The sequence below is a fragment of the Ruegeria sp. AM7 genome, from assembly GCF_056535965.1.
In genome coordinates this window covers 2,543,187-2,568,875 of record NZ_JBQFJE010000003.1, presented here as the reverse complement: position 1 = coordinate 2,568,875, position 25,689 = coordinate 2,543,187, and the positions used below count along the sequence as shown (strand labels likewise).

At 59.4% G+C, this 25,689-nt stretch carries 25 protein-coding genes and 1 tRNA gene; 14 read left to right on the top strand and 12 right to left on the bottom strand.

The window, feature by feature from the left end:
• Positions 1–8 precede the first annotated feature (8 nt).
• The 10 genes from ACR3EG_RS16775 (at position 9) to ACR3EG_RS16730 (ending at position 10,802) form a co-directional block, all read left to right on the top strand.
• The gene (locus ACR3EG_RS16775; protein ID WP_480497473.1) at positions 9–1,397 is read left to right on the top strand and encodes a trypsin-like peptidase domain-containing protein; all 1,389 of its coding nucleotides are present in this window, start codon (positions 9–11) and stop codon (positions 1,395–1,397) included.
• Positions 1,394–2,704 carry a replication-associated recombination protein A gene (locus ACR3EG_RS16770; RefSeq protein ID WP_480497471.1) on the top strand — a complete coding sequence of 437 codons (1,311 nt, stop codon included), beginning with the start codon at positions 1,394–1,396 and terminating at the stop codon, positions 2,702–2,704. Before ACR3EG_RS16775 ends, ACR3EG_RS16770 begins: the two co-directional genes overlap by 4 nt.
• 74 nt (positions 2,705–2,778) lie before the next feature.
• The gene (locus ACR3EG_RS16765) at positions 2,779–3,585 is read left to right on the top strand and encodes a crotonase/enoyl-CoA hydratase family protein (protein ID WP_480497469.1); all 807 of its coding nucleotides are present in this window, start codon (positions 2,779–2,781) and stop codon (positions 3,583–3,585) included.
• Positions 3,586–3,689: 104 nt separating this feature from the next.
• Positions 3,690–4,733, top strand: coding sequence for an RluA family pseudouridine synthase (locus ACR3EG_RS16760; protein ID WP_480497467.1), 1,044 nt, complete (start codon positions 3,690–3,692; stop codon positions 4,731–4,733).
• Positions 4,730–5,401 carry an HAD-IA family hydrolase gene (locus ACR3EG_RS16755; protein WP_480497465.1) on the top strand — a complete coding sequence of 224 codons (672 nt, stop codon included), beginning with the start codon at positions 4,730–4,732 and terminating at the stop codon, positions 5,399–5,401. The genes ACR3EG_RS16760 and ACR3EG_RS16755 overlap by 4 nt, the downstream gene beginning before the upstream one ends.
• A gap of 4 nt (positions 5,402–5,405) precedes the next feature.
• Complete coding sequence (locus tag ACR3EG_RS16750) at positions 5,406–6,113, top strand: ATP12 family chaperone protein (RefSeq protein WP_480497464.1); 708 nt, start codon at positions 5,406–5,408, stop codon at positions 6,111–6,113.
• Positions 6,114–6,320: 207 nt separating this feature from the next.
• Entirely contained in the window at positions 6,321–7,337 is a 1,017-nt protein-coding gene (locus tag ACR3EG_RS16745; protein ID WP_170356663.1) for an amino acid ABC transporter substrate-binding protein, read from the top strand.
• 126 nt (positions 7,338–7,463) lie between these two features.
• Entirely contained in the window at positions 7,464–8,696 is a 1,233-nt protein-coding gene (locus ACR3EG_RS16740; RefSeq protein WP_480497462.1) for an amino acid ABC transporter permease, read from the top strand.
• A gap of 3 nt (positions 8,697–8,699) precedes the next feature.
• Positions 8,700–9,998 (top strand): amino acid ABC transporter permease, encoded by a 1,299-nt coding sequence (locus ACR3EG_RS16735; protein ID WP_480497460.1) that lies wholly within the window; start codon positions 8,700–8,702, stop codon positions 9,996–9,998.
• Between the two features lie 12 nt (positions 9,999–10,010).
• Positions 10,011–10,802: an amino acid ABC transporter ATP-binding protein gene (locus tag ACR3EG_RS16730; RefSeq protein WP_269149621.1), complete on the top strand. Its 792-nt coding sequence runs from the start codon at positions 10,011–10,013 to the stop codon at positions 10,800–10,802.
• 46 nt (positions 10,803–10,848) lie between these two features.
• Here ACR3EG_RS16730 and ACR3EG_RS16725 read toward each other — a convergent pair whose 3' ends face one another.
• The 12 genes from ACR3EG_RS16725 to rpmH all read right to left on the bottom strand — a co-directional run bounded on the left by ACR3EG_RS16725 (position 10,849) and on the right by rpmH (position 21,325).
• Positions 10,849–11,346 carry a SixA phosphatase family protein gene (locus ACR3EG_RS16725; protein ID WP_480497458.1) on the bottom strand — a complete coding sequence of 166 codons (498 nt, stop codon included), beginning with the start codon at positions 11,344–11,346 and terminating at the stop codon, positions 10,849–10,851.
• Positions 11,343–12,029, bottom strand: coding sequence for a ferredoxin (locus ACR3EG_RS16720; RefSeq protein WP_480497456.1), 687 nt, complete (start codon positions 12,027–12,029; stop codon positions 11,343–11,345). The genes ACR3EG_RS16725 and ACR3EG_RS16720 overlap by 4 nt, the downstream gene beginning before the upstream one ends.
• A 20-nt stretch (positions 12,030–12,049) precedes the next feature.
• A complete protein-coding gene (gene argB, locus ACR3EG_RS16715) occupies positions 12,050–12,913 on the bottom strand; it encodes an acetylglutamate kinase (RefSeq protein WP_170755592.1) in 864 nt (287 codons plus the stop codon).
• A 60-nt stretch (positions 12,914–12,973) separates the two neighbouring features.
• Positions 12,974–13,627 (bottom strand): ribosome biogenesis GTP-binding protein YihA/YsxC, encoded by a 654-nt coding sequence (gene yihA / locus ACR3EG_RS16710; protein ID WP_170356657.1) that lies wholly within the window; start codon positions 13,625–13,627, stop codon positions 12,974–12,976.
• The gene (locus tag ACR3EG_RS16705) at positions 13,624–14,361 is read right to left on the bottom strand and encodes an MOSC domain-containing protein (protein ID WP_480497454.1); all 738 of its coding nucleotides are present in this window, start codon (positions 14,359–14,361) and stop codon (positions 13,624–13,626) included. The genes yihA and ACR3EG_RS16705 overlap by 4 nt, the downstream gene beginning before the upstream one ends.
• On the bottom strand, positions 14,358–16,187 hold the full coding sequence (yidC, locus tag ACR3EG_RS16700) for a membrane protein insertase YidC (RefSeq protein WP_480497452.1): 1,830 nt from the start codon (positions 16,185–16,187) through the stop codon (positions 14,358–14,360). Before yidC ends, ACR3EG_RS16705 begins: the two co-directional genes overlap by 4 nt.
• 123 nt (positions 16,188–16,310) lie before the next feature.
• Positions 16,311–17,852, bottom strand: a complete 1,542-nt coding sequence (locus ACR3EG_RS16695) for a putative bifunctional diguanylate cyclase/phosphodiesterase (RefSeq protein WP_480497450.1) — start codon at positions 17,850–17,852, stop codon at positions 16,311–16,313.
• Positions 17,853–17,922: 70 nt separating this feature from the next.
• The gene (gene ttcA / locus ACR3EG_RS16690) at positions 17,923–18,816 is read right to left on the bottom strand and encodes a tRNA 2-thiocytidine(32) synthetase TtcA (RefSeq protein ID WP_480497448.1); all 894 of its coding nucleotides are present in this window, start codon (positions 18,814–18,816) and stop codon (positions 17,923–17,925) included.
• A gap of 44 nt (positions 18,817–18,860) precedes the next feature.
• Positions 18,861–20,477 (bottom strand): acyl-CoA dehydrogenase family protein, encoded by a 1,617-nt coding sequence (locus ACR3EG_RS16685; protein ID WP_480497446.1) that lies wholly within the window; start codon positions 20,475–20,477, stop codon positions 18,861–18,863.
• A gap of 31 nt (positions 20,478–20,508) precedes the next feature.
• Complete coding sequence (yidD, locus tag ACR3EG_RS16680; RefSeq protein WP_480497444.1) at positions 20,509–20,745, bottom strand: membrane protein insertion efficiency factor YidD; 237 nt, start codon at positions 20,743–20,745, stop codon at positions 20,509–20,511.
• Positions 20,742–21,164 (bottom strand): ribonuclease P protein component, encoded by a 423-nt coding sequence (rnpA, locus tag ACR3EG_RS16675; RefSeq protein WP_480497442.1) that lies wholly within the window; start codon positions 21,162–21,164, stop codon positions 20,742–20,744. Before rnpA ends, yidD begins: the two co-directional genes overlap by 4 nt.
• A gap of 26 nt (positions 21,165–21,190) precedes the next feature.
• Complete coding sequence (gene rpmH / locus ACR3EG_RS16670) at positions 21,191–21,325, bottom strand: 50S ribosomal protein L34 (protein WP_005980833.1); 135 nt, start codon at positions 21,323–21,325, stop codon at positions 21,191–21,193.
• 296 nt (positions 21,326–21,621) lie between these two features.
• Here rpmH and ACR3EG_RS16665 point away from each other — a divergent pair, with 296 nt between their 5' ends.
• The 4 genes from ACR3EG_RS16665 to ACR3EG_RS16650 all read left to right on the top strand — a co-directional run bounded on the left by ACR3EG_RS16665 (position 21,622) and on the right by ACR3EG_RS16650 (position 25,318).
• On the top strand, positions 21,622–22,353 hold the full coding sequence (locus ACR3EG_RS16665; protein ID WP_480497440.1) for a TVP38/TMEM64 family protein: 732 nt from the start codon (positions 21,622–21,624) through the stop codon (positions 22,351–22,353).
• 4 nt (positions 22,354–22,357) lie between these two features.
• Complete coding sequence (locus ACR3EG_RS16660; RefSeq protein ID WP_480497438.1) at positions 22,358–23,776, top strand: dihydrolipoyl dehydrogenase family protein; 1,419 nt, start codon at positions 22,358–22,360, stop codon at positions 23,774–23,776.
• Positions 23,777–23,791: 15 nt separating this feature from the next.
• On the top strand, positions 23,792–25,177 hold the full coding sequence (locus ACR3EG_RS16655) for a sensor histidine kinase (protein ID WP_480497504.1): 1,386 nt from the start codon (positions 23,792–23,794) through the stop codon (positions 25,175–25,177).
• Positions 25,178–25,241: 64 nt separating this feature from the next.
• Positions 25,242–25,318, top strand: a tRNA-Arg gene (locus tag ACR3EG_RS16650).
• The last annotated feature ends 371 nt before the right edge of the window (positions 25,319–25,689 follow it).

Here is a 25,689-nt window from a genome sequence, read left to right as displayed (position 1 = left end):
AGGGTCACATGCTCCGCGCGCTTTTGCTTTGTCTGCCTTTTGCCCTGTTGCAAACCCCCGCCCATGCTGAAACCAAAGTGCCGCAATCGCAGGCCGAAATCAGCTTGGGCTTTGCGCCGGTAGTCAAAGAGGCGGCGCCTGCGGTGGTCAATATCTATGCCAAGATCGTGCGGCAGGGGCGGGCGAACCCGTTTTTCTCGGACCCGTTCTTTCAGGATTTTTTTGGCGGCGGGTTCAACGAGCCACGACAACGGGTACAGAACTCGCTGGGGTCGGGGGTGATCCTGTCTGATGATGGCTATGTGGTGTCAAATTACCACGTGGTCGGCACGGCGACGGAAATCCGGGTTGTCACCACCGATCGGCGAGAGTTTTCGGCGCAGGTGGTGCTGGGTGACAAGGAAAGCGACATCGCCATTTTGCGGTTGGAGGACGCCGAGCGGCTGCCCTACCTGTCGCTGCGCGACTCCGATCAGGTTGAGGTGGGCGAGCTTGCGCTCGCCATCGGCAACCCGTTTGGCGTGGGGCAGACGGTGTCTTCGGGCATCATCTCGGGTCTGGCGCGGACGGGCACGGCCACCGGCAATGCGCGGGGCTATTTCATTCAGACCGATGCGGCGATCAATCCGGGCAATTCAGGTGGGGCGCTGATTGATGTGAATGGCGATCTGATCGGGATCAATACCTCGATCCTGACGCGTTCGGGCGGGTCAAATGGCATCGGCTTTGCGATCCCGGCCAATCTGGTGGCTGAATTCCTGCGGCAGGCGCAGGCAGGTAATGACCAGTTCGTCAGCCCTTGGGCTGGGATCTCGGGTCAACACATGAGCGCAGATATCGCGGAATCTCTGGGTATGGCGATCCCACTGGGCGTGGTGATTTCCAACCTTCACCCGCTCAGCCCCTTGGCTGAGGGCGGGTTGCGTGTAGGCGACGTGGTGACGCATGTGGACGGGGATGAGGTCAATTCCCCTGCCGAGATGAAGTTCCGCATGGCTGTGGCCGGCGTTGGCGGCACCTCGGTTTTGACCCTGTTGCGCGGTGAGGCGCAGGATGAGGTCGAGGTTGCCCTGATCCCGGCGCCTGATATGCCGCCGGCGGACGAAACCACTTTGGATGACCGGACGGTGATGCCGGGGCTTGTGGTTTCACGCATCAACCCGGCGGTGATTTCCAAGATGGGCCTGCGGCTGACGGAAACCGGAGTGGTTGTGTTGGATGCCGGACGGTATGGGGGGCGCTCGGGGCTGCGCGTGGGGGATGTTCTTCACAGCATCAACGGCGATGCGATTGACCATCCCGACGATGTCACACGCGCGCTAACCGATCCCGGCCGCCGGGTTCAGTTTGAATTGCTGCGTGGTGGGCGCTCGGTGTCCCTGCGGTTCCGGCTATGAGCGATCTGTTCGACACCGGGGCCGACCGACCTGCGCCAACTGCGCATCGCCCTTTGGCTGACCGGCTGCGCCCGCAGACACTGGCCGAGGTGATTGGGCAGGAACAGGTGTTGGGCCCTGATGCGCCTTTGGGGGTGATGCTGGCCTCGGGCAGCTTGTCCAGTCTGGTGTTCTGGGGGCCGCCGGGCGTGGGCAAGACCACCATCGCGCGGCTTTTGGCGCAGGAAACCGATCTGCATTTCGTTCAGATCAGTGCGATTTTTACCGGCGTTCCCGATCTGCGAAAGGTGTTCGAGGCCGCGAAAATCCGCCATCAGAACGGGCAGGGTACGCTGCTGTTCGTGGATGAGATTCATCGTTTCAACAAGGCCCAGCAGGATGGCTTCCTGCCTCATATGGAGGACGGTACGATCCTGCTGGTGGGGGCGACAACCGAGAACCCCTCGTTCGAGTTGAACGCCGCTGTGTTGAGCCGCGCGCAAGTGTTGGTGCTGGAACGCCTTGATTTGGCCGACCTGGAACGTCTGACGCAGCGCGCTGAAAAAGAGCTGGGCAAGGCGCTACCTTTGACCGGCCCTGCACGTGAGGCGTTGCACGAGATGGCTGATGGCGACGGGCGGGCGTTGTTGAACCTGATCGAACAGATTGCGGCGTGGAAAGTCGATGCTCCGCTGGATCGTGAGGTGCTGGCAACCCGCCTGATGCGGCGCGCGACGAAATACGACAAGTCGGGGGACGAGCACTACAACCTGATCTCGGCCCTGCACAAATCGGTGCGTGGCTCAGACCCGGATGCGGCGCTGTATTGGTTTGCCCGAATGCTGGAAGGGGGCGAAGACCCTCGCTATATCGCGCGGCGCCTGACCATCATGGCGGTCGAGGATATCAGCCTGGCCGATCCGCAGGCACAGGCTTTGGCGCTTCATGCGTGGGAAGTCTATGAACGGATTGGCAGTCCCGAAGGCGAATTGGCGCTGGCGCAGGCGGTGGTCTATTTGGCCTTGGCACCCAAATCGAACGGGGCCTATGCGGGCTACAAGGCTGCTCGCGAACTGGCGCGAAAATCGGGGAGTGAGCCTCCACCCAAACATATCCTGAACGCGCCGACTTCGTTGATGAAAGAACAGGGCTATGGTGCGGGCTATGCCTATGACCACGACGCCGAGGATGGGTTTTCGGGGCAGAACTACTTCCCGGACGGAATGGACCGCCCGGACCTGTACCAACCGGTTGAGCGGGGGTTCGAGCGCGAGTTGAAGAAGCGGCTGGACTATTTCGCCAAGCTGCGGGCGCAGCGCAACGGCTAGTGCCGCCGCGTCAGGGGCGACAGGGCGACAAAATCGCGCTTGGCTAAGGTCATGAGAGTTCAGGGAGGAAGCTCATGACCGTATCCATAGACAAAACCGATGACGTTTGGACCATCATCCATGACCGCCCCGAGGCCCGGAATGCCGTGGACACTGACCATGCCGAGGCGCTGGTCGATGCCTTTCTGGAATTTGAAGGCAGCCCGGCCAAGGCGGCTGTGTTCTGGGGCAAGGGCGGGAATTTCTGCGCTGGATGGGATCTGAAATTGGCAGCTACGCTCTCTGACCCGGACTTGCGTGAGGTATATTTTGACCGCCTGTCCTTTCCCATCGGCTCTGCGCCCTCGACGGTCGGGCCATTGGGGCCATCAAGGCTGGAGCTGTCCAAACCCGTCATAGGCGCGGTTGAGGGCGCGGCTGTGGCTGGCGGGATGGAGCTTGCGCTGTGGTGCGATATCCGCGTGATGGCCGAAACCGCATACCTGGGTGTCTATTGCCGTCGCTGGGGGATATCGCAGATGGATGGCGGCTCGGTCCGATTGCCGCGCCTTGTGGGGCAGGGCAAAGCGTTGGAAATCGCTCTAACCGGTCGCAAGGTTGAGGCGCAGGAGTGCTACAATATCGGATTGGCCGAAAAGATCGTGCCCCATGGACAAGTCCGTGCCGCAGCCGAGACCATGGCGCATGAAATCGCCCGCTTTCCGCAAGAGGCGGTGCGAGCCGATCGCCGCTCGATCATCGAAACGCGGGGGATGCCGGTGCGTGAGGCGCTCAAGGTCGAATGGACCAACGGGCTGGACGCGATCCGCCGCGAAGGCACCGCCGGGGCGGGCCGGTTCCGGGATGGGGCCGGGCGCGGGGGTGACTTTACCAATATCTGACCGGGTTGACTCTGCCGGTAAGTCACGCCACAGACGCGCATGTTTTCAATGGCACTGAATGGCACACAACCCGCGCGGATCCGGCGCGCGAAAGGGATATCGGCATGAGCGGCGTACAAATGATCACCGTGGCAGAGGGTGACGGCGACCAGCGGATCGACCGCTGGCTGCGCCGCCTGTTTCCGCATGTCAGCCAGGGCCGCATCGAAAAGATGTGCCGCAAGGGTGAGCTCCGCGTGGACGGCGGGCGGGTGAAGGCTGCGACCCGGCTTGAGATCGGACAGGTTGTGCGCGTGCCGCCGCTGCCGGATGCCGACCACAAACCGGCCGAGGTCAGGCACCGTATCTCGGATGCGGATGCCAAGATGATCCAGTCCTGTGTGATTTACCGCGACGATCACGTGCTGGCGCTGAACAAACCGCACGGTCTGCCGGTGCAGGGTGGCAGCGGCCAAACCCGCCATGTGGACAGCCTGTCCGAAGCGCTGCGCTTTGGCTATGATGAGAACCCGCGCCTTGTGCATCGTCTGGACAAGGACACATCCGGCGTTCTGTTGCTGGCCCGCACGCGCGAGGCCGCCAAGGGCCTGACCGCCGCGTTCCGTCACCGCGACACGCGCAAGATCTACTGGGCCTTGGTCGCCGGTGTGCCGACCCCCTATCTGGGTGAAATCAAAACCGGTCTGGTCAAGGCCGCCGGTCACGGCAAGCACGGCGAGGGTGAGAAAATGATCCCCGTCCATCTGAACGAGGTGAACGACACCCCCGGCGCGAAACGGGCGCATACGCATTATGCCACGCTTTACCGTGTGGCCGGGCGGGCGGCTTGGGTTGCGATGGAGCCGATCACCGGCCGCACGCATCAGCTGCGGGCGCATATGGCCGCGATTGGTCATCCGATCATTGGTGACGGCAAATACGGCGGCTCGGGTCAGGAGAATCTCGGCGATGGCTGGGGCGCGCAGCTAGGCGGGATCATCAGCAAAAAGCTGCACCTACACGCGCGGCAGGCCTCGTTCGAACACCCGGTGACGCGCAAGACGATTACCGTGAAAGCCCCCTTGCCGGATCACATGAAACACAGCTGGGACACGTTCGGCTGGACCGAAGATCTGGCCGCCGACGACCCGTTCGAGGAACTGCAATGAGCGCACCCCTGCGTCTGGTGCTGTTCGACGTGGATGGCACTCTGGTTGACAGTCAGGGCAGCATCGTTGCCGCGATGACGTCCAGTTTCGACGCGCTGTCCTTGCCGGTGCCGGATCGCTCGGCGATCCTGTCCATTGTTGGCCTGTCGCTGCCCAAGGCGATGGCGCAGCTTGCGCCGCAGCATTCGGATGCGGATCAGGTGCGGCTGGTCGAGGGGTATAAACAGGCGTACCACGCACATCGGCTGGAACAGGGTATGGCGGGATCGCCGCTCTATCCCGGTGCCCGCGAGGTGATTGAGGCGTTGCACGCCATCCCCGAAGTTCTGCTGGGCGTGGCCACCGGGAAGTCTCAGCGCGGATTGGATGCGTTGATCGAAGGGCACGGGCTGCAGGGTTATTTTGTCACGCGGCAGGTGGCGGATCATCACCCCTCGAAACCGCACCCGTCGATGATCGACACCGCGCGGGCCGAGACGGGGGTTGAGGCCGCCGATACCGTAATGATCGGCGACACCCGGTTTGACATGGACATGGCCACCGCTGCGGGCGTGCGCAGCGTTGGCGTCACCTGGGGTTATCACGCGCGCCCCGCGCTAGAGGCCGCGACAACCATCATTGAAACCTTTGACCAGTTGCCCAATGCGCTGGAACAAATCTGGACCTAAGACGATGAGCGACTGGAAACCCAAACGATTCTGGACCCAAAGCGCAGTGGTCGAGGCTGAAGGCGGCTTTACCGTCGAGTTGGATGGCCGCCGGGTGAAAACGCCTGCCAAGGCGGGTTTGATCGTGCCTACGCAGACCATGGCGCAGGAGATTGCCGCCGAGTGGGACGCGCAGGAAAAAGAAGTCGACCCGACCACCATGCCCTTCACCCGTTCTGCCAATGCGGCCATCGACAAGGTGCAGCATCAGCACGCCGAAGTTGCAGACATGTTGGCTGATTACGGCGATTCGGACCTGCTATGTTACCGTGCCACGCACCCGCAAGAGTTGCAGCAGCGGCAAGCCGAGCAATGGGACCCGGCGCTGGATTGGGCGGCAGAGAAACTCGCCGCGCGTTTGGTGCCCGTTGCTGGTGTCTTGCACAGACCTCAGGACACGTCGACCCTGCAGAGCTTGAGGCAGCGTGTCCATGATTTCAATGAGTTCCAGCTTGCAGCCTTCCACGATTTGGTCAGCCTGTCCGGGTCGCTGATCCTTGGGTTCGCCGTTTCGGCCAATTGGCGCGCGGTGGAAGACATCTGGGAAATTTCGCGGCTGGACGAACTTTGGCAAATTGAACAATGGGGCCATGACGACGAAGCGCATGCGGCGTCCGAAGTCAAACGCGCCGCGTTCCTACACGCCAAACGGTTCTTTGATCTCTCGGTTTGAGCCCTGACGCCTGAAATTCCGCCAAAGACGCGGACATCTGCAAGGTGATCCATCGTTTTCGCTGATCCGACCCTTGACGTTTGTTTATGAATGCGACCAAACTCAAGCCCACTAAAGGGGAGACACCTTTGGGGAAACCTTTCCGGTGCCAAAGGTGCCGGACAGAACCGTCTCTGGACAGGGGCGGAAAATCAGGAAGAGGTAAAAATGAAAAAATCCGTAATTTTGGGCGTGGCGACCGTTGCAGGCCTGGCTGCAGGCGCAGCGACAGCGGGGACTGTCGATGATGTCAAAGCGCGCGGTAAGCTGAACTGCGGTGTGACCACCGGTCTGGTTGGCTTCGCTGCACCCGATGCAAATGGTGAATGGAAAGGCTTTGACGTTGCGGTTTGCCGTGCTGTCGCTGCAGCCGTACTGGGCGATGCAAGCGCCGTCGAGTTTGTCCCGACAACTGGTAAGACCCGCTTTACTGCGCTGGCCTCGGGCGAGATCGACATGCTGGCCCGTAACACCACATGGACGTTCAGCCGCGACGTGGACCTGAAGTTCGAATTTGTGGGCGTAAACTACTACGACGGTCAGGGCTTCATGGTTCCCAAGGCGCTGGGCGTCAGCTCGGCCAAGGAGCTGGACGGCGCAACCGTCTGTATCCAGACCGGCACCACCACCGAGCTGAACCTGGCGGACTTCTTCCGCTCGAACAACATCAGCTACGAGCCGGTTCCGATTGAAACCAACGCTGAAGCGCAGCAGCAGTATCTGGCTGGCGCATGTGACGTTTACACCACCGACGCATCTGGTCTGGCCGCAACCCGCGCCACATTCGAAGATCCGTCGGCGCACGTCCTGCTGCCCGAAATCATCTCGAAAGAGCCGCTGGGCCCGCTGGTCCGTCACGGCGATCACGAGTGGGGCGACGTTGTCCGCTGGACTCTGAACGCGCTGATCTCGGCTGAAGAGCTGGGCGTGACCTCGGCCAACATCGACGAGATGGCCGCTGGCACCAACAACCCGGAAGTGAACCGTCTGCTGGGTACCGAAGGTACTCTGGGCGAGATGCTGGGTCTGGATGCTGACTGGGCTATGAAGGCGATCAAATCGGGCGGCAACTATGGCGAAGTCTTCGCGCAGAACATCGGCGAAGAAACTCCAATCGGTCTGGCACGCGGTCTGAACGCACAGTGGACCGATGGCGGCCTGCTGTACTCGCCGCCGTTCCGCTAAAATCCATTGAAAAGGGCGCGGGGTTAACCTGCGCCCTTTTTCCAAAACAGAATGCTACGGACTGCTCGGGAGCAGGGAAAACCCTGCCAGGAAGGAAGCGTCCGAAAAGCACGGGGATCCCATAATATGTCGACTATGACTGACCCACCGAAAGCTGACTTTCGGTTGTCTATGCTCATAAACGATACCCGCTATCGCTCACTTACTTTCCAGGTGATTGCGGCAATCGTTATTGCGCTTTGTATTTGGTATCTGGGTAATAACCTGATCCAGAACCTTCGGGCCGCGGGCCTGAATATCTCCTACACATTCTTAGGTGACTCGGCCGGGTATGACATCAACCAGAGACTGATCGAGTATGACAGCCAGTCTTCGCACGGAAGAGCGGCTGTTGTCGGTATTCTGAACACCCTTTTGGTTGCGTTTTTGGCATGTATTACGGCCACAGTGTTTGGCGTAATCGCAGGTGTGCTGCGTTTGTCGAACAACTGGCTCGTTTCCAAGCTGATGGCGGTGTATGTCGAGATATTCCGGAATATTCCGGTTCTCATCTGGATCATCATCATTTTCACCATCATGACGGCAGTTTTGCCGGGGCCGCGGGCTTTCCGAGGCGACAACCCGACTTCAAGTATGCTGTTTGATTTGTTCGCCTTCACCAACCGTGGCGTCTATATTCCCCGCCCAGAATTTGCGAACGGCTTGTTTGGCGCGACGGTCTTGAATTGGCTGCTGGTTGTCGTGGTTCTGATCGGATCCTGGTTCGGATCTCGTGAAATCGAGAAACGTGCCGCTTTGAAACAAGAGCAAACCGGCGAGCGTCCGAAAACCTTGGTCGTCAAGCTGGCAGTTTGGCTGGTACCGGTTGCTCTGTTGATGGTTTTGATGGGATTGACTTGGGATGTCCCGGCGCTGAAAGGCTTTAACTTCAGCGGAGGAATTAAGGTCGGTGGTCCGCTCATTGCGCTTTGGTTCGCATTGTCGATCTACACCGGTGCCTTCATCGCGGAAAACGTCCGGGCGGGTATCCAAGCGATATCGAAAGGTCAGACAGAGGCCGCCGCCGCGCTGGGTCTGCGTCAGGGTCGGATCATGAATCTGGTCATCCTGCCTCAGGCTTTGCGGGTCATCATCCCGCCGCTGATTTCGCAGTATCTCAACATCACCAAGAACTCGTCTCTGGCGATTGCGGTGGGTTACGCGGACATCACTGCGACGCTGGGCGGTATCACGTTGAACCAAACGGGCCGTGCGATTGAATGCGTCTTGCTGCTGATGCTGTTCTACCTGACGGCTTCGCTGACGATTTCGATGGTGATGAACATCTACAACGCATCCGTCAAGTTGAAGGAGCGCTGAGTAATGGCTGATCAAACAACGAACCCAATTGCCTTTGTGGCTGAGGGAACCATCCCTCCTTCTCCACCGCCGGCAAACCAGACGGGTGTTGTAAAATGGCTCCGCGAGAACTTGTTCTCGGGCGTCACGAACACGATACTGACAGTTCTATCCATCTTGCTAATTTATGTGCTTCTCAAGAACACGTTGCCATGGATTTTGAACGGCGTGTGGAACGCGGACTCGCTTGCTCAATGCCGCGAGATTCTGGATGGTAAAACCGGTGCGTGCTTTGCTGTTCTGACCGAACGCTGGCATCAGTTGATCTATGGGTTCAAATACCCTGCAGAAGCTTATTGGCGCCCAAATCTGGCCTTTGTGCTTATGCTGGTGGCGCTGGCGCCGGTTCTGTTCTTTGACCTGCCGCGCAAACTTCTGGTGTTCACGGCGCTGTATCCCTTCATCGCCTTCTGGCTGATTTGGGGTGGCAGCATTCTGGTTCCAATCGTGGCGCTGCTTGGTTTTGTTGCCGCGGGTGTCGTTTTCCAGAAACTTGGCCGCAACAGTTTCGCTGCCGGGTTCTTCGGCGCGATCATAGTGGCTCTGATTGTCTGGAAAATCGGAGGGGCTCTGATCCCGGAAGGTGCCAACGAAGGTGCTATGCTCAGCGCCGTTCCAAGCCGTGATCTGGGAGGCTTTATGCTGAACATGATGCTGGGCTTGACCTGCGTATCACTGTCAGTGCCGCTTGGGATCGCTCTGGCGCTGGGTCGTCAGTCGTCGATGCCGCTGATCAAGTGGGTCTGCGTCATTTTCATCGAGTTCATCCGTGGCGTGCCTCTGATCACGCTGCTGTTCGTGGCTTCGGTGATGCTGGCCTATTTCTTCCCGCCTGACAGCACGGTCGACCTGTTCCTACGCGTTGTGATCATGATCACCATGTTCTCGGCCGCCTATATCGCCGAGGTGATCCGGGGCGGTCTGGCAGCGCTTCCACGTGGGCAGTACGAGGCGGCAGACAGCCTTGGTTTGGATTACCCGCAGGCGATGCGTCTGATCATCCTGCCGCAGGCCCTGAAGATCTCGATCCCTGGTATCGTGAACGTGGCCGTTGGTCTGTTCAAGGACACCACACTGGTTTCGGTCATTTCGATGTTCGATCTGGTGGGCATGATCCGGGGCCCCATCCTGGCGTCGACCGAATGGAACGGCGTCTATTGGGAGCTTCTGGGCTTTGCCGCGCTTCTGTTCTTCGTCGTCTGTTACGGCATCTCTCAATATTCCCAGTGGCTCGAGCGTCGCCTTGCCACGGACCATCGTTAAGGAGTTCAACACATGTCTGAACTTGCAATTGAACGCGAAATCGACCGCTCGAAGATGCAGGTGAGCGACGAGGTCGCCATCGAAATCAACGGCATGAACAAGTGGTACGGGTCTTTCCACGTGCTGCGCGACATCAATCTAACCGTCAATCAGGGCGAGCGGATCGTGATCGCGGGGCCATCAGGCTCGGGCAAATCCACGCTGATCCGCTGCCTGAACGCGCTGGAGGAACACCAGCAGGGCACAATCGTCGTGGACGGGACCGAGCTGTCGAATGACCTGAAGAACATCGACAAGATCCGGTCCGAGGTTGGGATGGTGTTTCAGCACTTCAACCTGTTCCCGCATCTGACCATTCTGGAAAACTGCACGCTGGCTCCGATCTGGGTGCGCAAGACGCCCAAGAAAGAAGCCGAAGAGCGCGCGATGCATTTCCTGGAAAAGGTGAAAATCCCCGATCAGGCGCTGAAATACCCCGGCCAGTTGTCGGGTGGTCAGCAGCAGCGTGTGGCGATTGCGCGATCGCTTTGCATGATGCCGCGGATCATGTTGTTCGATGAACCGACATCGGCGCTGGACCCCGAGATGATCAAAGAGGTGCTCGACACCATGATCGAGCTGGCCGAGGAAGGCATGACCATGCTGTGTGTCACGCACGAGATGGGGTTTGCCCGTCAGGTCGCCAACCGCGTGATCTTTATGGATGCCGGTCAGATTGTGGAACAGAACGAACCCGAAGAGTTCTTCAACAACCCGCAGAGCGAACGGACCAAGCTGTTCCTCAGCCAGATTCTGGGCCACTGATCCAGTTGAAATTTGGGAAAGGGCGGGGCTTCGGCCTCGCCTTTTTCTATTCCAGCAATTCGCGCGGTGTGGTGAAGCCGACGACATCTCCACTACGCCAGTCGATATCGGCCCAGTCGTTGATGCTAAACTGGATCACGGTGGTTGCACATGTCGGATAATCCAAGAAACGTGGGTGATCTGGGGAATGACGAACGATCCGGCGGGCGAACTCGCATATGCCCGAGTTGTGGCCTAGCATCATGACCGTTGGCTGCGTCGCGCCCGACAGTTCAATCAGCATGTCTTCGGGTTCGGCCAAATATAGCGCGCGGTGAAAGCAAATCCTGTCGGCTTGCAGCCCCATGCGATCCCATGTTTCACGCGTCCGGATTGCCGTCGAGCTGAGCACTTCATCCGGCATCCATCCGTGTTCATTCAACCACCTGCCAATGGCGCGTGCAGATTTCCGACCGCGTTTGTTCAGGGGGCGGTCATGATCCTCGAGCGTTGGATCGCCCCAACTGGATTTTGCGTGGCGGGTAAGGATCAGAGTCAGGCTCATGATGGGTGGAACGCTTTCATATGATGGGCGGACTGCTCGGGGTCGCGATTTGCGCCGGCGCTGACAGGGCAGGACAGACGTGCAAGGCAGCCTCCGGTCATGCAGGTTTGGCCCTCGTCTGTGGACAGGTGCGCATGGCATGCGCCCACGTCATAGAATTCCTGATCGTTCAACGCGCCCACGGGGCAGGTTGAGGTGCAGGGCGCGGCGCAGGTGGCGCACGGCGAGGGTGCTATCGCCTCGGGTATCTCGAACTCCTGCGCGAAATGCAGCGCACCCCGGTATGAGATCAACATACCCACGGTGTCATGCACCAGCGCGCCCACTGGGCTGCTGAAGGTGCGCCCGGATTTCAGCGCCCAGTCGATGAAAGGTGCATAAGGTGGGTCGCCGAAAGGGAAATGCGCATCAGCCCCCAGATCAAGCGCCATTTGTCCAATCACGCGGGTTGACCAGCGATCGACAGGATCGGGTCCGTCCCATTCCGGGGCCGCTTTCAGAACCGGCCAAAAGCCCGGCCCCGCGCCCAACAGTACCAGAGTGCCACCGTCCAGCCCCTTGGCTCCGCTGGTACGGGGATGGGTCGCGCCCATGGTGATTAACCCGGCCTGATGCGCGACACGTCCCACCCAGCCATAGCTGATAGCCGCTTTATAGGCTGAGGCGGGGGCTTGTCGCGTCATTTCTTCTCCGCTGTGGGGGCTCAGTCGGGGCGGATCAGTGACCCTGCGCCGTGTTCGGTAAACAGTTCCAAAAGCACCGCGTTGGGCGCGCGACCGTCCAGAATGACCACCGCCCGTACGCCACTGTGCAAAGCATCCAGCGCCGTTTCAGTCTTGGGGATCATACCGCCTGCGATCGTACCTTCCATCGTCATCTCGCGGATCTGACCGGCCTTCAGTTCGGTTACGACTTCGCCCGCAGCGTTCTTGACGCCCGAAACATCGGTCAGCAGCAACAGGCGATCCGCTTTCAGTGCCGAGGCAATCGCGCCTGCGGCGGTATCGCCATTGACGTTCAGCGTCTCTCCGTTCCGGCCTGCACCCAGTGGCGCGATCACCGGGATCACATCATGCGAAAACAAGTCGTGCAGGATTTTCGGGTTCATGTCCGCCGGAGAGCCGACAAAGCCAAGAGCCGGATCGGCCTGATCGCAGACCATCAGATTGGCGTCCTTACCAGACAGGCCCACTGCCGTACCGCCCTGATCGTTGATCGCCTGGACGATGCGCTTGTTCACAAGGCCAGACAGGACCATCTCGACCACTTCGACGGTGGCTTTATCGGTCACGCGTTTGCCACCTACAAATTCGGACTGGATGTCCAACTTGCCTAGCATTGCGTTGATCATCGGGCCGCCACCGTGGACGACCACCGGATTGACACCGACCTGACGCATCAGCACGACGTCGCGGGCAAAGCTTTCCATCGCTTCGTCACTGCCCATGGCGTGTCCGCCCAACTTGATGACGACAATGGCATCGTCATAACGCTGCAGATACGGCAAAGCGCTGTTCAAGGTGGCGGCGGTGGCGATCCAGTCCCGGTTCATATCTCTTGTCTTCATGGCTGCTGTCCCTCTGGCATTCCGTGTTAGGGCCTTTGCCCGGTGCTGCCAAGGGGCAAGCTATTCCAGGTGCGCAATGATCGAGCGCAGCGTGGGAATCCCGTCGCCCTTTTCGGACGAGGTCAGCACGATTTCAGGGAAGGCGGCAGGGTGTTTCGACAGCGCTCCGCGTACCTGATCCAGAACCTTTTCGCGCTCGTTGGCCTTGACCTTATCGGCCTTGGTCATCACGCATTGAAAGGTCACGGCGCTGGTGTCCAGCAGCTTCATGATCTCGGCATCTACCGGTTTCACCCCATGGCGCGAGTCGATCAGAACAAAGGCCCTGCGCAGTGTTTGACGTCCGCTCAGGTATTGTTTCAGCAGCCGTTGCCATTTTTCGACAACCTTGACCGGCGCATTGGCATAGCCATAGCCGGGCAGGTCGACCAGATACAGCTCGGGGCCTTGGGTGAAAAAGTTGATCTCTTGCGTGCGGCCCGGCGTGTTCGAGGCACGCGCCAATCCCTTGGTGCCGGTCAGCGCGTTGATCAGGCTGGACTTGCCCACATTCGAACGCCCGGCAAAACACACCTCAAGCCGGTCTGGCGCGGGCAAGCCGTTCATGGCGACCACGCCTTTGACAAACTCGGACTCGCCGGCAAACAGTTTGCGGCCACGCTCTTGCGCGAACTCATCCGGTGTTTCGGCTAAGGGAAAGGGCAGGGTGGTCATAGCAGTTGAACCTTGTCACCGGTTTTGACCTCGCCACCCCTTATCACCTCGGCGTAAACACCGAAATCCTGATGATCCCAGGTATTGAGCGCCGCCAAAGTATCGGCATCACGCGCACCTGTATCGGGGTTGGCAGTCGTCGCAAGGCATCGGGTGATACGCTCGCGGACATGCAACACAGCCTGCCCGATCTGTACTTCGCTGCCCAGCCATTCGAATTCTTCCCACAGGGGCAGCCCGTCGAACCAGATATTGCCGCGCCAGCGTACCGGGGAAAGATCTTGCCCCAACTTCTGCTCGACCGCGCGATGCGTGGCCATGTTGCACAGGCTAATCGAAGGGAAATCGCTGTCCGTCATCCCTCGTCCAGGCACTCGGACGATGCGGGCCGAGGCCGCACGATCTGCAGGCATCAGCGGCTTGACCCAATCCAGAAAGGCATCTTGTTGCGTGTCGGGCTGAAAGTGCAGCTCGGGTCGTTCGGGATGGGTTAGTGTGACCGTATCACCTTTGGTACGGGCCGAGATTGCCATCAGCGATGGTGCTATGGCACCGCGGCTGAAATTGACACAAGGTGCCCATTCGGTTCCATCCGTTTTCGACGCTTCATGCGCGACGGCCCAAACACGATCCCCGGGCATGGTTTGCCCGGGGCTCAAAGTGACGGTCTGCACGGCCTCGCGGCCATGGCTTTTGATCGGATGGCGCCAGAGGTTGGTTACTTCACCTGTCATTTGTCATCCGTCTTCGGTGTTCGTTTGAAGCTTGACTTGATGTTTCCGAACACGTCCGGCTTGTAGCCCTGGCTGCGCATGATCAGGTATTGCTGGGTAAATGTAATCGTGTTGTTCGCAATCCAGTAGACCACCAGGCCACTGGCAAAGCTGCCAAGCATGAACATAAAGACCCACGGCATCCACGCAAAGATCATCGCCTGGGTCGCGTCAGTTGGTGCCGGGTTCAGCTTTTGCTGCAGCCACATTGAAACACCCAGCAACAGCGGCAGAATACCGATGAAGATCAGCGCCATCAGTGTATCGGGCTGCGGACCGGCCCACGGTAGCCAGCCAAAGAAGTTCAGTATCGAGGTTGGGTCGGGCGCGCTGAGGTCCTGGAATGGTCCAAACCATGGGGCCTGACGCAGTTCGATCGTGACAAAGATCACCTTGTACAGCGAGAAGAAGATCGGAATTTGCATCAGGATCGGCAAACAACCTGCGGCGGGGTTCACCTTTTCCTTCTTGTACAGCTCCATCATGCCTTGCTGCATCTTCTGTCGATCGTCGCCGGCGGCCTCTTTCAGGGCTTCCATCTGCGGCTGCAGTTCCTTCATCTTCGCCATCGAGACGTAGGATTTGAATGCCAGCGGGAAGAGGATCGCCTTGATGATCAGGGTCAGGCCGATAATGGACCAGCCCATGTTGCCGATCAGAACGTTGATGTTGTGCAGCAGCCAGAAGATCGGCTTGGTCAGGAAATAGAACCAACCCCAGTCGATGCTGTCGATAAACTTCTGTACGCCTTCGGCTTGATACTCACGGATGGTTTCCCATTCCTTCGCGCCTGCGAACAGTTGGGTGGTCACTTCTTCTGTCGCGCCGGGGGCGACGGTCAGTGTGGGCAGGACTGTCTCGGTCTGATAAATCTTGCGGCGGGCGTCGTATTTCGCAGCAGCCTTGAAGGTCGCACCTTCTTCGGGGATCAGAGTGGTCATCCAGTAGTGATCAGTGAAGCCGACCCAGCCGCCTTCTTTGACCTGAAACACCTCGGCTTGCGCGCGCTCGTTCGGGTCGATGTCAAAATCGCGGACGTCGCCATAGTCGATCTCGTCCAGCACGCCGTCGGCCATAACCATGACCCCTTCGTGGAGGATGAAGAAATTCTTCAGGTCGGGCAAGTCACCGTCTTCACCGATGCCGTGGCGGGCCAGAATGCCATAGGGGGCCATGCCCACCTCGGCCTGCGTGTTGTTTTCCACCGATTGGGTGACGTCGAACATATAGTTTTCGTCCACCGAGATTGTGCGGCGGAAGGTCAGGCCGTTGCCATTGTCCCATTTCAGCGTGACCGGCGTGTCGACGCCCAACGTCTCACCGCTTTCCAAAGTCCACAACGTGTTCGGGCCCGGGACATCGGTGCCCGCGACACCTGCGCCAGGCGCCCAGCCGTACAGCGCATAATAGGCCGAATCCGATCCGACCGGGGACAGCAGTTCCACAATCGGCGCGCCTTCTTCGATCGAGACTTTGTAGTCCTTCAGGAATAGCTCATCGATGCGGCCACCTGACAGGGAGAGGCTGCCCTCCAGACGAGGTGTGTCGATCACAATGCGTGGTGCTTCGGCATCGGGCAGCGTTTCTTCTGCAGCAGCTGTTGCCTCACCCGTCGTGCCCGCGTTTGTGGCGCTGGGCGTCTGAACCTCGGTCGCGTCGGTGGCGCTGACTTCAGCCTGATCTGGCAGCGCGGTTTGTTCCGGCGGTGGGAACAGCACGAACCAAACAAGGATCACGAGAAAGCTGAGCGCGGTTGCGAGGATGAGATTCTTATTCTGATCGTCCATCTGGGACAGCCACCTTAAGCAGTGAAACACACCCGGTGGGTTCAACAGAGTGCAGCCCCAAAGGTCAAGCGGATTCGCCCGTCAAACCGTCGCGGATTGGGTTTTTCATGCGGAATTGGCCGATCAAGAGCCAGTTTGCCGCCCTATCTTGGGAACTCCATTCACCTTGTTCTGATGCGCTGCGATCCAGTCCAGCGTTTTTTCGAATGGCATGGGTTTTCCGATCCCAAAACCCTGAACGTGATCGCATCCCAACTGGGCCATCAATGCGTGCTCTCCCGGAGTTTCCACACCTTCAGCCAGAGTTTCCAAATTCAGCCGTTCCGCCATTGTGAGAATGGCACTGACCATTTGCTGCTGGCTGGCGTCCTTGTCCGCCTTTGTCACGAAAGACCGATCAATCTTGATGCGCGAGACGTCAAAACGTTTGATCGAAGCGATCGAGGCATGACCTGTACCGAAATCGTCAAGGTCAATGCAACAGCCCAGCTTTGACATACTTGTCACGTTGCGGGTGATCACGTCATCCGGTCTGCGAGAAAACACTGTCTCAAGCACTTCTACGGCCAATCTGTCCGGGGTCAGATCATTCTGATCCAATTCCCATTTTAGCCGATCAATGAGTGTCGGATCCCGTAACTCGTCCGATGAAAAGTTGATCCCGATCCGCGGCACTATAACCCCGGCGCGATCCCATTTTTGCATCGCTGTGAACGCGTGGTGGCGCATGGCCTGACCAAACCGTTCCATCAGCTCGGCCTGCTCAGCGAAGGGCAAGAAGATATTCGGACCCAGCACGCCCTTTTGCGGATGCTCCCACCGGGCCAGCGCCTCGAATCCGGTCACGCGTCCCGTATCGGTCGAGACTTGCGGTTGGAACCATGGACGGATTTCTCCGCTGTCCAGAGCCGCGTCGAACTCTTTACGTAAATTTGCACGAATGCGCGATCGACGACGCGTTTCGTTGGAATAAGCGCGTATGGTCGAGGGCCCGTTTCTTTGCGCCTCTTCCAGCGCGGATGAGGCTGCGTCGATCCAAGTCTCGAATCCGTCATCGCGTAAAGAGGTTAGCAAGCTGAACCCGATCGAGCATGAGACGTAGATGCCAGAGCCATTGAGGGTCAAGGGCTCTTCAATGGCAGATTGGATACGACCGGACATCTGAATGCAAGCCTCAAGGTCAAGGTGCTTTGACGGCCGCAACCCGATGGCAATCTTGTGCGGATCCAGCTGCGTGGCAATATCCTGCGCACGGATGGCAGATAAAACGCGGGCACAGAATTGTTCTGCCATATGGTTGGCCGCCGCATTCCCGTGCAGATCAACAAATTCGTCGAAGTTGTCTAAAGCGACGATCAGGCAGGCGGATTCTTCGCGAGTATTGCGCGCCGTTTGATAGAACCCCTCGATTTCCGAGGCGAAACTGCCGATAGTTTTAAGGCCGTTGGCTTCGCTTCGGTCTGCGTGTGACTTAGCAGAATCTGCAGCCGTCAGGATGATTGCTACTAGAACCGGTAGGGACAGGGCCACGATGACCAGGGCGCGTTCCCCGCCGATCCAGAAGGCAGCGAGGCTGATCGCAGGGATGAAAGCCAAGGCCTGAGGGCCGCTGAGTACGGTTGTCAGGACATTCAGAACTCTGCTGACAGAGATATTTTTCCACATCAGATTACGGGCCTTTTTCTTGGGCGTCGCACGCTGTGGTCAACCCTAGAAAAGCAATCTGAGTCAGACGTTAACGCAGATGTGGAATTTCGTCAGCAATTTTGCCTTTTTCGCCGGGTTCTAAAGAAAGCCCTGCGAAATCAAACAATTTTGGGTCCAGAAGATGAGACGGCCGCGCGTTTGTCAGAGCGCGGAACATCACTTGTCGCCGACCGGGGCTGTTCTTTTCCCACTGGTCGAGAATCTGTTTCACCTGCTGACGCTGCAACCCGTCTTGACTGCCGCACAGATCGCAGGGGATGATTGGGTAGCTCATTGCGTTGGCGAATTTCTCGCAATCGGCTTCGGCCACATGGGCCAGCGGGCGGAACACGAACAGGTCGCCTTCTTCATTCACCAGTTTCGGCGGCATCGTGGCCAGACGTCCGCCGTGGAACAGGTTCATGAAGAACGTCTCGAGGATGTCGTCGCGGTGGTGTCCCAAAACGACGGCGGAACAGCCTTCCTCACGCGCAATACGATAGAGATTGCCACGGCGCAGACGCGAGCAAAGTGCACAATAGGTGCGGCCCTGTGGTACCTTGTCCATCACGACAGAATAGGTGTCTTGATATTCGATCCGGTGGGGTACGCCCATCCGGTCCAGAAACTCGGGCAGGACGGTGGCGGGAAAGCCGGGTTGGCCTTGATCCAGATTGCAGGCCAGCAGATCGACGGGCAGAAGGCCCCGCCATTTCAGCTCATACAGCACTGCCAGCAGGGTGTAGCTGTCCTTGCCGCCCGACAGACAGACCAACCAGCGTGGAGGCTTGCCGTCTTTGTCATGGGCCGACGGGTCCACCATCCCGTATTGCTCTATGGCTTCGCGAGTTTGGCGCACGATGCGCTTGCGCAGCTTCTTGAACTCGGTGGTCGAGGGCGCGCCGGCAAAGAGCGGGTGGATATCGTCAGCTTCGTCAAACATGCGCAGCCCCTACAATAGTTGGCGCAACCGGGCAAGGGTGACGCTTAGCCCAGCCGCGCGAGCAAGGCATCTGTGTCTAGCCCCCGGACCGATCCGGGTACGCGACCGCTGTCACCTGTCAGGCGCGTCACGATGAACCCGTCGGCCACGGCGGATGGGCCGTGGCGCAACAGCAGCGAAGCGGTCAGCAGCAGAGCGGTGCGTTCAGCAAACCAGCGCGCCTCGGGTTCTGAGGGCAGGCCGGGCCATTGGTCACGATAGGTTTGCAGTGCGGCGTCATAGGCGCGGTCTGCGTCGAGTGCGGCATCCAGTTCGGCCTGCAAAACTTTGGCGGCCAAAGGCTCGCGCGCCAGCGTTCGCAAGATATCAAGGCAGATCACATTGCCCGAGCCCTCCCAGATGCCATTTAGGGGTGCCTCGCGGTAGAGGAGGGGCAGGGGCGTATCCTCGACATACCCCGTGCCGCCCAGAACCTCCATCGCTTCGACCACGACCACGGGGCAGCGTTTGTTGTTGAGGAACTTGGCCAGCGCAACACCGATACGGGCAAAGGCGCGGTCGTCAGGGGTTTGCCCGTCAAACGCCTGAGCGACGCGCATCCCAAGGGTCAGTGCGCCCTCCCAATCCAGAACCAGATCACTCAGCACGGCACGCATCAGGGGCTGGTCGATCAAGCGGCGCTGAAAGGTGTTGCGGTGGCTGACCCAGTGATGCGCCGCAGACAGGGCGGCGCGCATCAGCCCGGCGGGGGCCATTGCGGTATCAAGCCGTGTGTGATGCACCATCTCAAGAATGGTGCGAATGCCCGCGCCTTCGTCGCCCAGTTGATAGGCCAGAGCGTCGTGATACTCGATCTCAGCCGAGGCGTTGGCGCGATTGCCCAGCTTGTCCTTCAGGCGCATCAGGTGGAAGGCATTGCGTTCGCCCTCTAACCAGCGTGGCACTAGGAAACAAGTCAGCCCGCCCGGTGCTTGCGCCAGCGTCAGGAACCCGTCCGACATCGGGGCCGAGCAGAACCACTTGTGCCCGCGCAATCGCCAATGATCACCGTCCCGCGCGGCCAAGGTGGTATTGGCGCGGATATCCGATCCACCTTGTTTTTCAGTCATCGCCATGCCCAGCGTGGCGCTGTGTTTCTGCTCGATGGGTTGGATTTCTGGATCGTAAGCACGCGCGGTCAGTTTAGGCACCCAGCGCTGGGCAATATTGGCGTCAGCTTTCAACGCAGGCACCGCCGCATAGGTCATCGTCAGAGGGCAGCAATGGCCGGGCTCGATCTGGCTGGCCATATAGACCATTGCGGCGTGGGTCGCGTGGCCGCCGGGCTGACGATCCCACGGCAGCGCGGCGTATCCGGCGCTTTGACTCAGCTGCATCATCTGGTCATAGGCGGGGTGAAAGCGAACCTCGTCCAGCCGCCGCCCTCCGGTATCAAACAGGCGGAGTTCCGGGGCATTCCGGTTCGCATCGCGCGCGGCCTTTTGCGATTGCGCCGACCCGAGTTCGCGACCATAGGCTGTCAGCGGGTCAGTGCGCCCCTTGGCACGGTTCACGCACCCTTGCAGTACCGGGTCCGAAGTCCAGAGGTCGATATCGCCGCGCTCGGGCGGTTGGTTCAGAACGTCATGTGTCGGCAGGGTGTCGCGGGCGCGTGTGGTCATGGGCCGAGTGTCAGGCCGGGGTCGCGCTCGGTCAACCCTCGTCGGTATTGTCGGGCACCGGGTCATAGCCCGTGCCACCCCACGGATGGCATCGGCCAATGCGGCGCGCGGTCAGCCATGCGCCCTTGATGGCGCCGTGCTTTTCCAACGCCTCCAACGCATAGGCAGAACAGGTAGGTTGATAGCGGCAATTATGCCCGACCCAAGGGCTGAAGATCAGACGGTAAGCCTTGACTGGCAGGGCAAAGACACGCGCCAGCAGGGTCATTTCCGGTCACTATGGATTTTGCGCAGCGCATAGCGCAGATCGCCCAGCAGCGCCTCAAAGGCGCGATCCGCCGTGACCTCGGCCCGGCCAATCAGGACGTAATCCCAACCGTCGTGACCTTGTACGGGTAGAACGGCGCGCGCAGCCTCGCGCAGGCGGCGTTTGGCACGGTTGCGGGCGACGGCATTGCCGACCTTCTTGGAGCAGGTGAAACCGACGCGAATCCCAGATCCTTCGTCCGGGGCGCGTTTGCGGGCCTGTACCATCATCGACGACGTCCCCTGCCGTCGCGCGCGGGCGGCCTTCAGGAAATCGGATCGCTTCTTGAGGATGATCAGAGGTTCAGGCACACAAACGGACGCCGCCGGAGGCTTGCTGGGTTGGGGTGAACCATCCTCAGGGGCCTCCGGCGGCGTCATGTTCATAACCTGAAAGGTCGAGCGGCTTACGCGCTCAGCGACTTGCGGCCGCGTGCGCGACGTGCGTTCAGGATTTTGCGGCCGGCCTTGGTGGCCATGCGCGCGCGGAAACCGTGGCGGCGTTTGCGAACCAGGTTCGAAGGCTGATAGGTGCGTTTCATCGCTCCGTCTCCAATCTATAGCGGTCGGGTGCGGCGCAGATTCGCCTTGCCCTAGTGTTCGAAGCCCGTCCTCTACTGGGTGGCGGGGGGTAAGTCAAACCCTTAGGTGGGGGTTTTGCCGCCTTTTGCAACAATTCTGTAACCGCCACAGTTGAAAAGTTTCAATTTGACGGTTTTGCCGCCTGAAACCCTCACATTCCCTTCCGTAAACATCAAGGCGGCGTGAGGCCCCTGTTGCAGCGCTGCGCGACGTCGCATGTTGAGCGTAGATGAAACGCACAAAACCGGACACAGACATGAGCGATACAACTCAGGCCCCGCGCAGCGGGCTTGCGCGCCATATTCCATTGTTGGTGATTCTTGCCGTAGCCGTGGCGGGGTTCTTCACTTTGGGCGACTACCTGACCTTTGAGACCCTGCGCGACAATCGCGAATCCCTGCTGGCGTGGCGGGATGCGAATTATTGGGCCATGGCAGGTGCATTCGTGGCGATCTATATCGTGATCGTCGCATTCTCATTGCCCGGTGCCGCCGTGGCTTCGATGACAGGCGGGTTCCTGTTTGGCCTGTTTGCGGGTACCGTGTTCAACGTTTTCGCGGCCACCATCGGCGCATCGGCGATCTTTCTGGCGGCGCGCTGGGGGTTGGGGGTGTCTCTGACAGCGAAACTGGAATCCTCGGAAGGAACGGTCAAAAAGCTGAAAGACGGGCTGCGCGAGAACGAAATCTCGGTTCTGTTCCTGTTGCGCCTTGTACCGGTGGTGCCGTTCTTTGTGGCCAATCTGGTGCCTGCGCTGGTGGGAGTGAAGTTCCGCAATTTCCTGTTCACCACCGCGCTGGGCATTATTCCGGGCGGCATCGTCTATACTTGGATCGGCGTTGGCCTGGGGGGTGTGTTTGACCGGGGCGAAACACCGGATGTGTCCTTGTTGTGGGAGCCGTTCGTGATTGGGCCTATCATTGGCTTGTGTGTACTGGCGGCATTGCCCATCGTGATCAAAGCTGTGCGCGGCAAAAAGGACGCCTGATCTTATGCAAGAATTGAAGACGGATATCCTGGTGATTGGCGCCGGGTCGGGTGGCCTGTCGGTTGCGGCCGGGGCCAGCCAGATGGGCGCGGATGTGATCCTGCTGGAGGGTCACAAGATGGGCGGCGACTGCCTGAACTTTGGCTGCGTGCCCTCGAAGGCGCTGATCGCCAGCGGTAAGGCGGCTTACGGGCAGGCGCATTCATCCACGCTGGGGGTGGCCGATGTGGTGCCGCAGGTGGACTATGCCGCCGCCAAGGATCACGTGCACGATGTGATCGCGCAGATCGAACCGATGGACAGTCAGGAACGGTTCGAAGGCTTCGGCGTCAAAGTGATCCGCGAATATGGTCAGTTCGTCTCACCCACGCAGGTGCAGGCGGGTGACAATCTGATTACTGCACGGCGGGTGGTGATTGCGACCGGCTCGTCGCCGCTGGTGCCGCCGATCCCCGGTTTGGATCAGGTGCCGTATTATACCAACGAGACGATCTTTGACCTGCGCGACAAACCCGAGCATCTGTTGATCATCGGCGGCGGCCCGATCGGGATGGAGATGGCGCAGGCCCATATCCGTCTGGGCTGCAAAGTCACCGTGATCGAGGGGATGCAGGCGCTGGGCAAGGACGACCCCGAGGCGGCAGAGATCGTGCTGGACTCGTTGCGCACTGAGGGTGTCGAGATTCACGAGCAAGCCATGGTCGCACAGATTCGCGGCGCGGACGGCAAGGTCGAGGTCGTGACCGAGACCGGCCAGATCCATTCGGGTTCGCACCTGTTGTTGGCCGCGGGGCGCAAAGCCAATACTGACCGGTTGAACCTTGAGGCGGCGGGGATCGAACCTACGCGCACCGGTATCAAGGTGGATGACGCGCTGCGCACCACAGACAAGAGAGTTTATGCCATCGGCGATGTGGCGGGCGGACTGCAATTCACTCATGTGGCGGGCTATCACGCGGGCATCATCATCCGCTCGGCGTTGTTCGGTCTGCCCTCCAAGGCGAAAACCGCGCATATACCATGGGCCACCTATACCGACCCCGAGCTGGCGCAGGTTGGTCTGACCGAGGCGCAGGCGCGCGCGCAGCACGGCGACAAGGTGGAAATCGCGCGCTTTGATTATCACCACAACGACCGCGCCATATCCGAACGCAAGACGAAAGGCTTCATTAAGGTCATGGTCGTAAAAGGGCGCCCGGTGGGTGCGACAATCGTGGGCCATCAGGCGGGTGAATTGATCAACTTGTGGTCTTTGGCATTGGTTAATAACCTCAAGATGGGACAGATAGCCGCGATGGTTTCGCCTTATCCGACGATCGGAGAGCTTAACAAACGCGTTGCGGGTGCCTATTTCTCGCCAAGGCTGTTTGAGAATCAGACAGTTAAACGAGTGGTCAGGTTCGTCCAGCGCTGGATGCCCTGACCGGGAGGAGAGTGCATAGTGAACTCGCTGTCGGGCCGATTTCTGATCCTGACCACGGTCTTCGTCATGTTGGCCGAGATCCTGATCTTTGTCCCCTCGATTGCGCGGTTCCGCGAGGACTTTCTGCTCAACCGGCTTGAACGCGCCCAAATTGCGTCTCTGGCGCTGCTGGCAGATGACATGCTTGCGGATGATCTTGAGGCCGAATTGTTGGCCAATGCGGGTGTCTACAACGTGGTATTGCGGCGCGACGAGGTGCGGCAACTGATGCTGTCCTCGCCAATCCCCCAACAGATCATCAAGACTTTTGATCTGCGTGACGCGACCCCCTGGGTTTTGATCCGCGACGCCGTGGCGCGCCTGTTCACGCCGGAAAACGAGATCATCCGAGTGATCGGAGAGCCTGTCAAAGGGGCGGGGTTGTTGATCGAGGTGACCACTGACAGCAAGCCGTTACACATGGCGATGACAGATTACGGCCTGCGGATACTTGGCCTGTCCTTTGTAATCTCAATCATTACTGCGTTTTTCTTGTTCCTTGCCGTGCGGGTGGTTCTGGTGCGTCCGATTAAGGGCGTCGTCGGATACATGCAGCGCTACGCAGGTGCGCCCGAAGATGCGCGGGGGATCATTTCCCCCAACTCCAAGGTAACCGAGCTGCGCGAGGCGGAAGAGGCGCTGCAACAGTTGCAGACCGAACTGACCCAGGCTCTGAAGCAACGCGAGCGCCTTGCTCAACTTGGCGGTGCGGTGGCCAAAGTCAGCCACGACCTGCGGAATATCCTGACGTCGGCTCAGTTGTTCACGGACAGGATCGAATCCAGTGATGACCCACTTGTGCGCCGTATGGCTCCTAAACTGGTAAATTCGATTACGCGTGCTGTCTCTCTCTGTGAAGGGACGCTCGCGTTTGGCCGGGCTGAGGAACCTGCGCCGACTTTGACGATGGTCCCCCTGCATAATATCGCCGATGACGTCGTGGCCAGCGAACAGCTGGCTGTGGCGGACGCTTGCGTTGAGATCCGAAACGACTTGCCCGAAGATTTGGTTGCGCGAGCAGACCCAGAACAGATTTTCCGAGTCATAATGAACCTAGTCCGCAATGCCCGTCAGGCACTTGTGGCGTCGGGCAAGCCCGGGAAAATCACGATTTCGGGCTGTGAGTATGAGAACAGCTGGTGCGTCGAGGTCAAAGATACCGGTCCCGGTCTTCCGCCCAAGGCCCGTGAAAACCTGTTTACACCCTTTCAGGGGGGCGTGCGCAAAGGAGGATCGGGGCTTGGTCTGGCGATTTCGCAGGAGCTGGTGCGCGGACACGGTGGAGATCTGCTGTTATCCGAAACCGGACCGATGGGAACGACCTTTGAAATCCGTCTCCCGCGGGGCGACGTGACTTTTTGATTTTTTTTTGCAGAATCGGCTTGCACGTATCTGACGCCGGGTCTAAACACCGCCTCACCAACGCGGACCGATAGCTCAGCTGGATAGAGTACTTGACTACGAATCAAGGGGTCGGGGGTTCGAATCCTCCTCGGTCCGCCACTGGTATCTTGTTGAACGTCACACGAACCTGACCCAACCGTCATAGTTGGACCAGAAAAGCAGTGAACGTTCGACATCAGAAGGCGCCCCCAAAAGTTGGACATCAGTTGAATTTGATCTTTGCGTCATCTGCTAACACGCCGCCCCCAATTTCATACTGCCGCAGACAGTTTGGTTTGATCTGACTTCCCTTTCGGAAAATCAGAGCTGATTTGTAGGTCAGACAGCGAAGCTGCCTGTTCCTGCTAATCTGCCACGTGGCGAACGCGGGAGGGGGCGAGGCAACGCTATTCGACAGGGGTGGTGCGGCCCGCAGGCACAGCCGAGGACACGGCCCTGTCTAAAAGGGTTGCCCGAGGGGGAGGGCCGTG

Coding starts and splice junctions, on each gene's coding strand:
- ACR3EG_RS16775 (WP_480497473.1), top strand. CDS start 9: ATGCTCCGCGCGCTTTTGCTTTGTCTGCCTTTTGCCCTGTTGCAAACC.
- ACR3EG_RS16770 (WP_480497471.1), top strand. CDS start 1,394: ATGAGCGATCTGTTCGACACCGGGGCCGACCGACCTGCGCCAACTGCG.
- ACR3EG_RS16765 (WP_480497469.1), top strand. CDS start 2,779: ATGACCGTATCCATAGACAAAACCGATGACGTTTGGACCATCATCCAT.
- ACR3EG_RS16760 (WP_480497467.1), top strand. CDS start 3,690: ATGAGCGGCGTACAAATGATCACCGTGGCAGAGGGTGACGGCGACCAG.
- ACR3EG_RS16755 (WP_480497465.1), top strand. CDS start 4,730: ATGAGCGCACCCCTGCGTCTGGTGCTGTTCGACGTGGATGGCACTCTG.
- ACR3EG_RS16750 (WP_480497464.1), top strand. CDS start 5,406: ATGAGCGACTGGAAACCCAAACGATTCTGGACCCAAAGCGCAGTGGTC.
- ACR3EG_RS16745 (WP_170356663.1), top strand. CDS start 6,321: ATGAAAAAATCCGTAATTTTGGGCGTGGCGACCGTTGCAGGCCTGGCT.
- ACR3EG_RS16740 (WP_480497462.1), top strand. CDS start 7,464: ATGTCGACTATGACTGACCCACCGAAAGCTGACTTTCGGTTGTCTATG.
- ACR3EG_RS16735 (WP_480497460.1), top strand. CDS start 8,700: ATGGCTGATCAAACAACGAACCCAATTGCCTTTGTGGCTGAGGGAACC.
- ACR3EG_RS16730 (WP_269149621.1), top strand. CDS start 10,011: ATGTCTGAACTTGCAATTGAACGCGAAATCGACCGCTCGAAGATGCAG.
- ACR3EG_RS16725 (WP_480497458.1), bottom strand. CDS start 11,346: ATGAGCCTGACTCTGATCCTTACCCGCCACGCAAAATCCAGTTGGGGC.
- ACR3EG_RS16720 (WP_480497456.1), bottom strand. CDS start 12,029: ATGACGCGACAAGCCCCCGCCTCAGCCTATAAAGCGGCTATCAGCTAT.
- argB (WP_170755592.1), bottom strand. CDS start 12,913: ATGAAGACAAGAGATATGAACCGGGACTGGATCGCCACCGCCGCCACC.
- yihA (WP_170356657.1), bottom strand. CDS start 13,627: ATGACCACCCTGCCCTTTCCCTTAGCCGAAACACCGGATGAGTTCGCG.
- ACR3EG_RS16705 (WP_480497454.1), bottom strand. CDS start 14,361: ATGACAGGTGAAGTAACCAACCTCTGGCGCCATCCGATCAAAAGCCAT.
- yidC (WP_480497452.1), bottom strand. CDS start 16,187: ATGGACGATCAGAATAAGAATCTCATCCTCGCAACCGCGCTCAGCTTT.
- ACR3EG_RS16695 (WP_480497450.1), bottom strand. CDS start 17,852: ATGTGGAAAAATATCTCTGTCAGCAGAGTTCTGAATGTCCTGACAACC.
- ttcA (WP_480497448.1), bottom strand. CDS start 18,816: ATGTTTGACGAAGCTGACGATATCCACCCGCTCTTTGCCGGCGCGCCC.
- ACR3EG_RS16685 (WP_480497446.1), bottom strand. CDS start 20,477: ATGACCACACGCGCCCGCGACACCCTGCCGACACATGACGTTCTGAAC.
- yidD (WP_480497444.1), bottom strand. CDS start 20,745: ATGACCCTGCTGGCGCGTGTCTTTGCCCTGCCAGTCAAGGCTTACCGT.
- rnpA (WP_480497442.1), bottom strand. CDS start 21,164: ATGACGCCGCCGGAGGCCCCTGAGGATGGTTCACCCCAACCCAGCAAG.
- rpmH (WP_005980833.1), bottom strand. CDS start 21,325: ATGAAACGCACCTATCAGCCTTCGAACCTGGTTCGCAAACGCCGCCAC.
- ACR3EG_RS16665 (WP_480497440.1), top strand. CDS start 21,622: ATGAGCGATACAACTCAGGCCCCGCGCAGCGGGCTTGCGCGCCATATT.
- ACR3EG_RS16660 (WP_480497438.1), top strand. CDS start 22,358: ATGCAAGAATTGAAGACGGATATCCTGGTGATTGGCGCCGGGTCGGGT.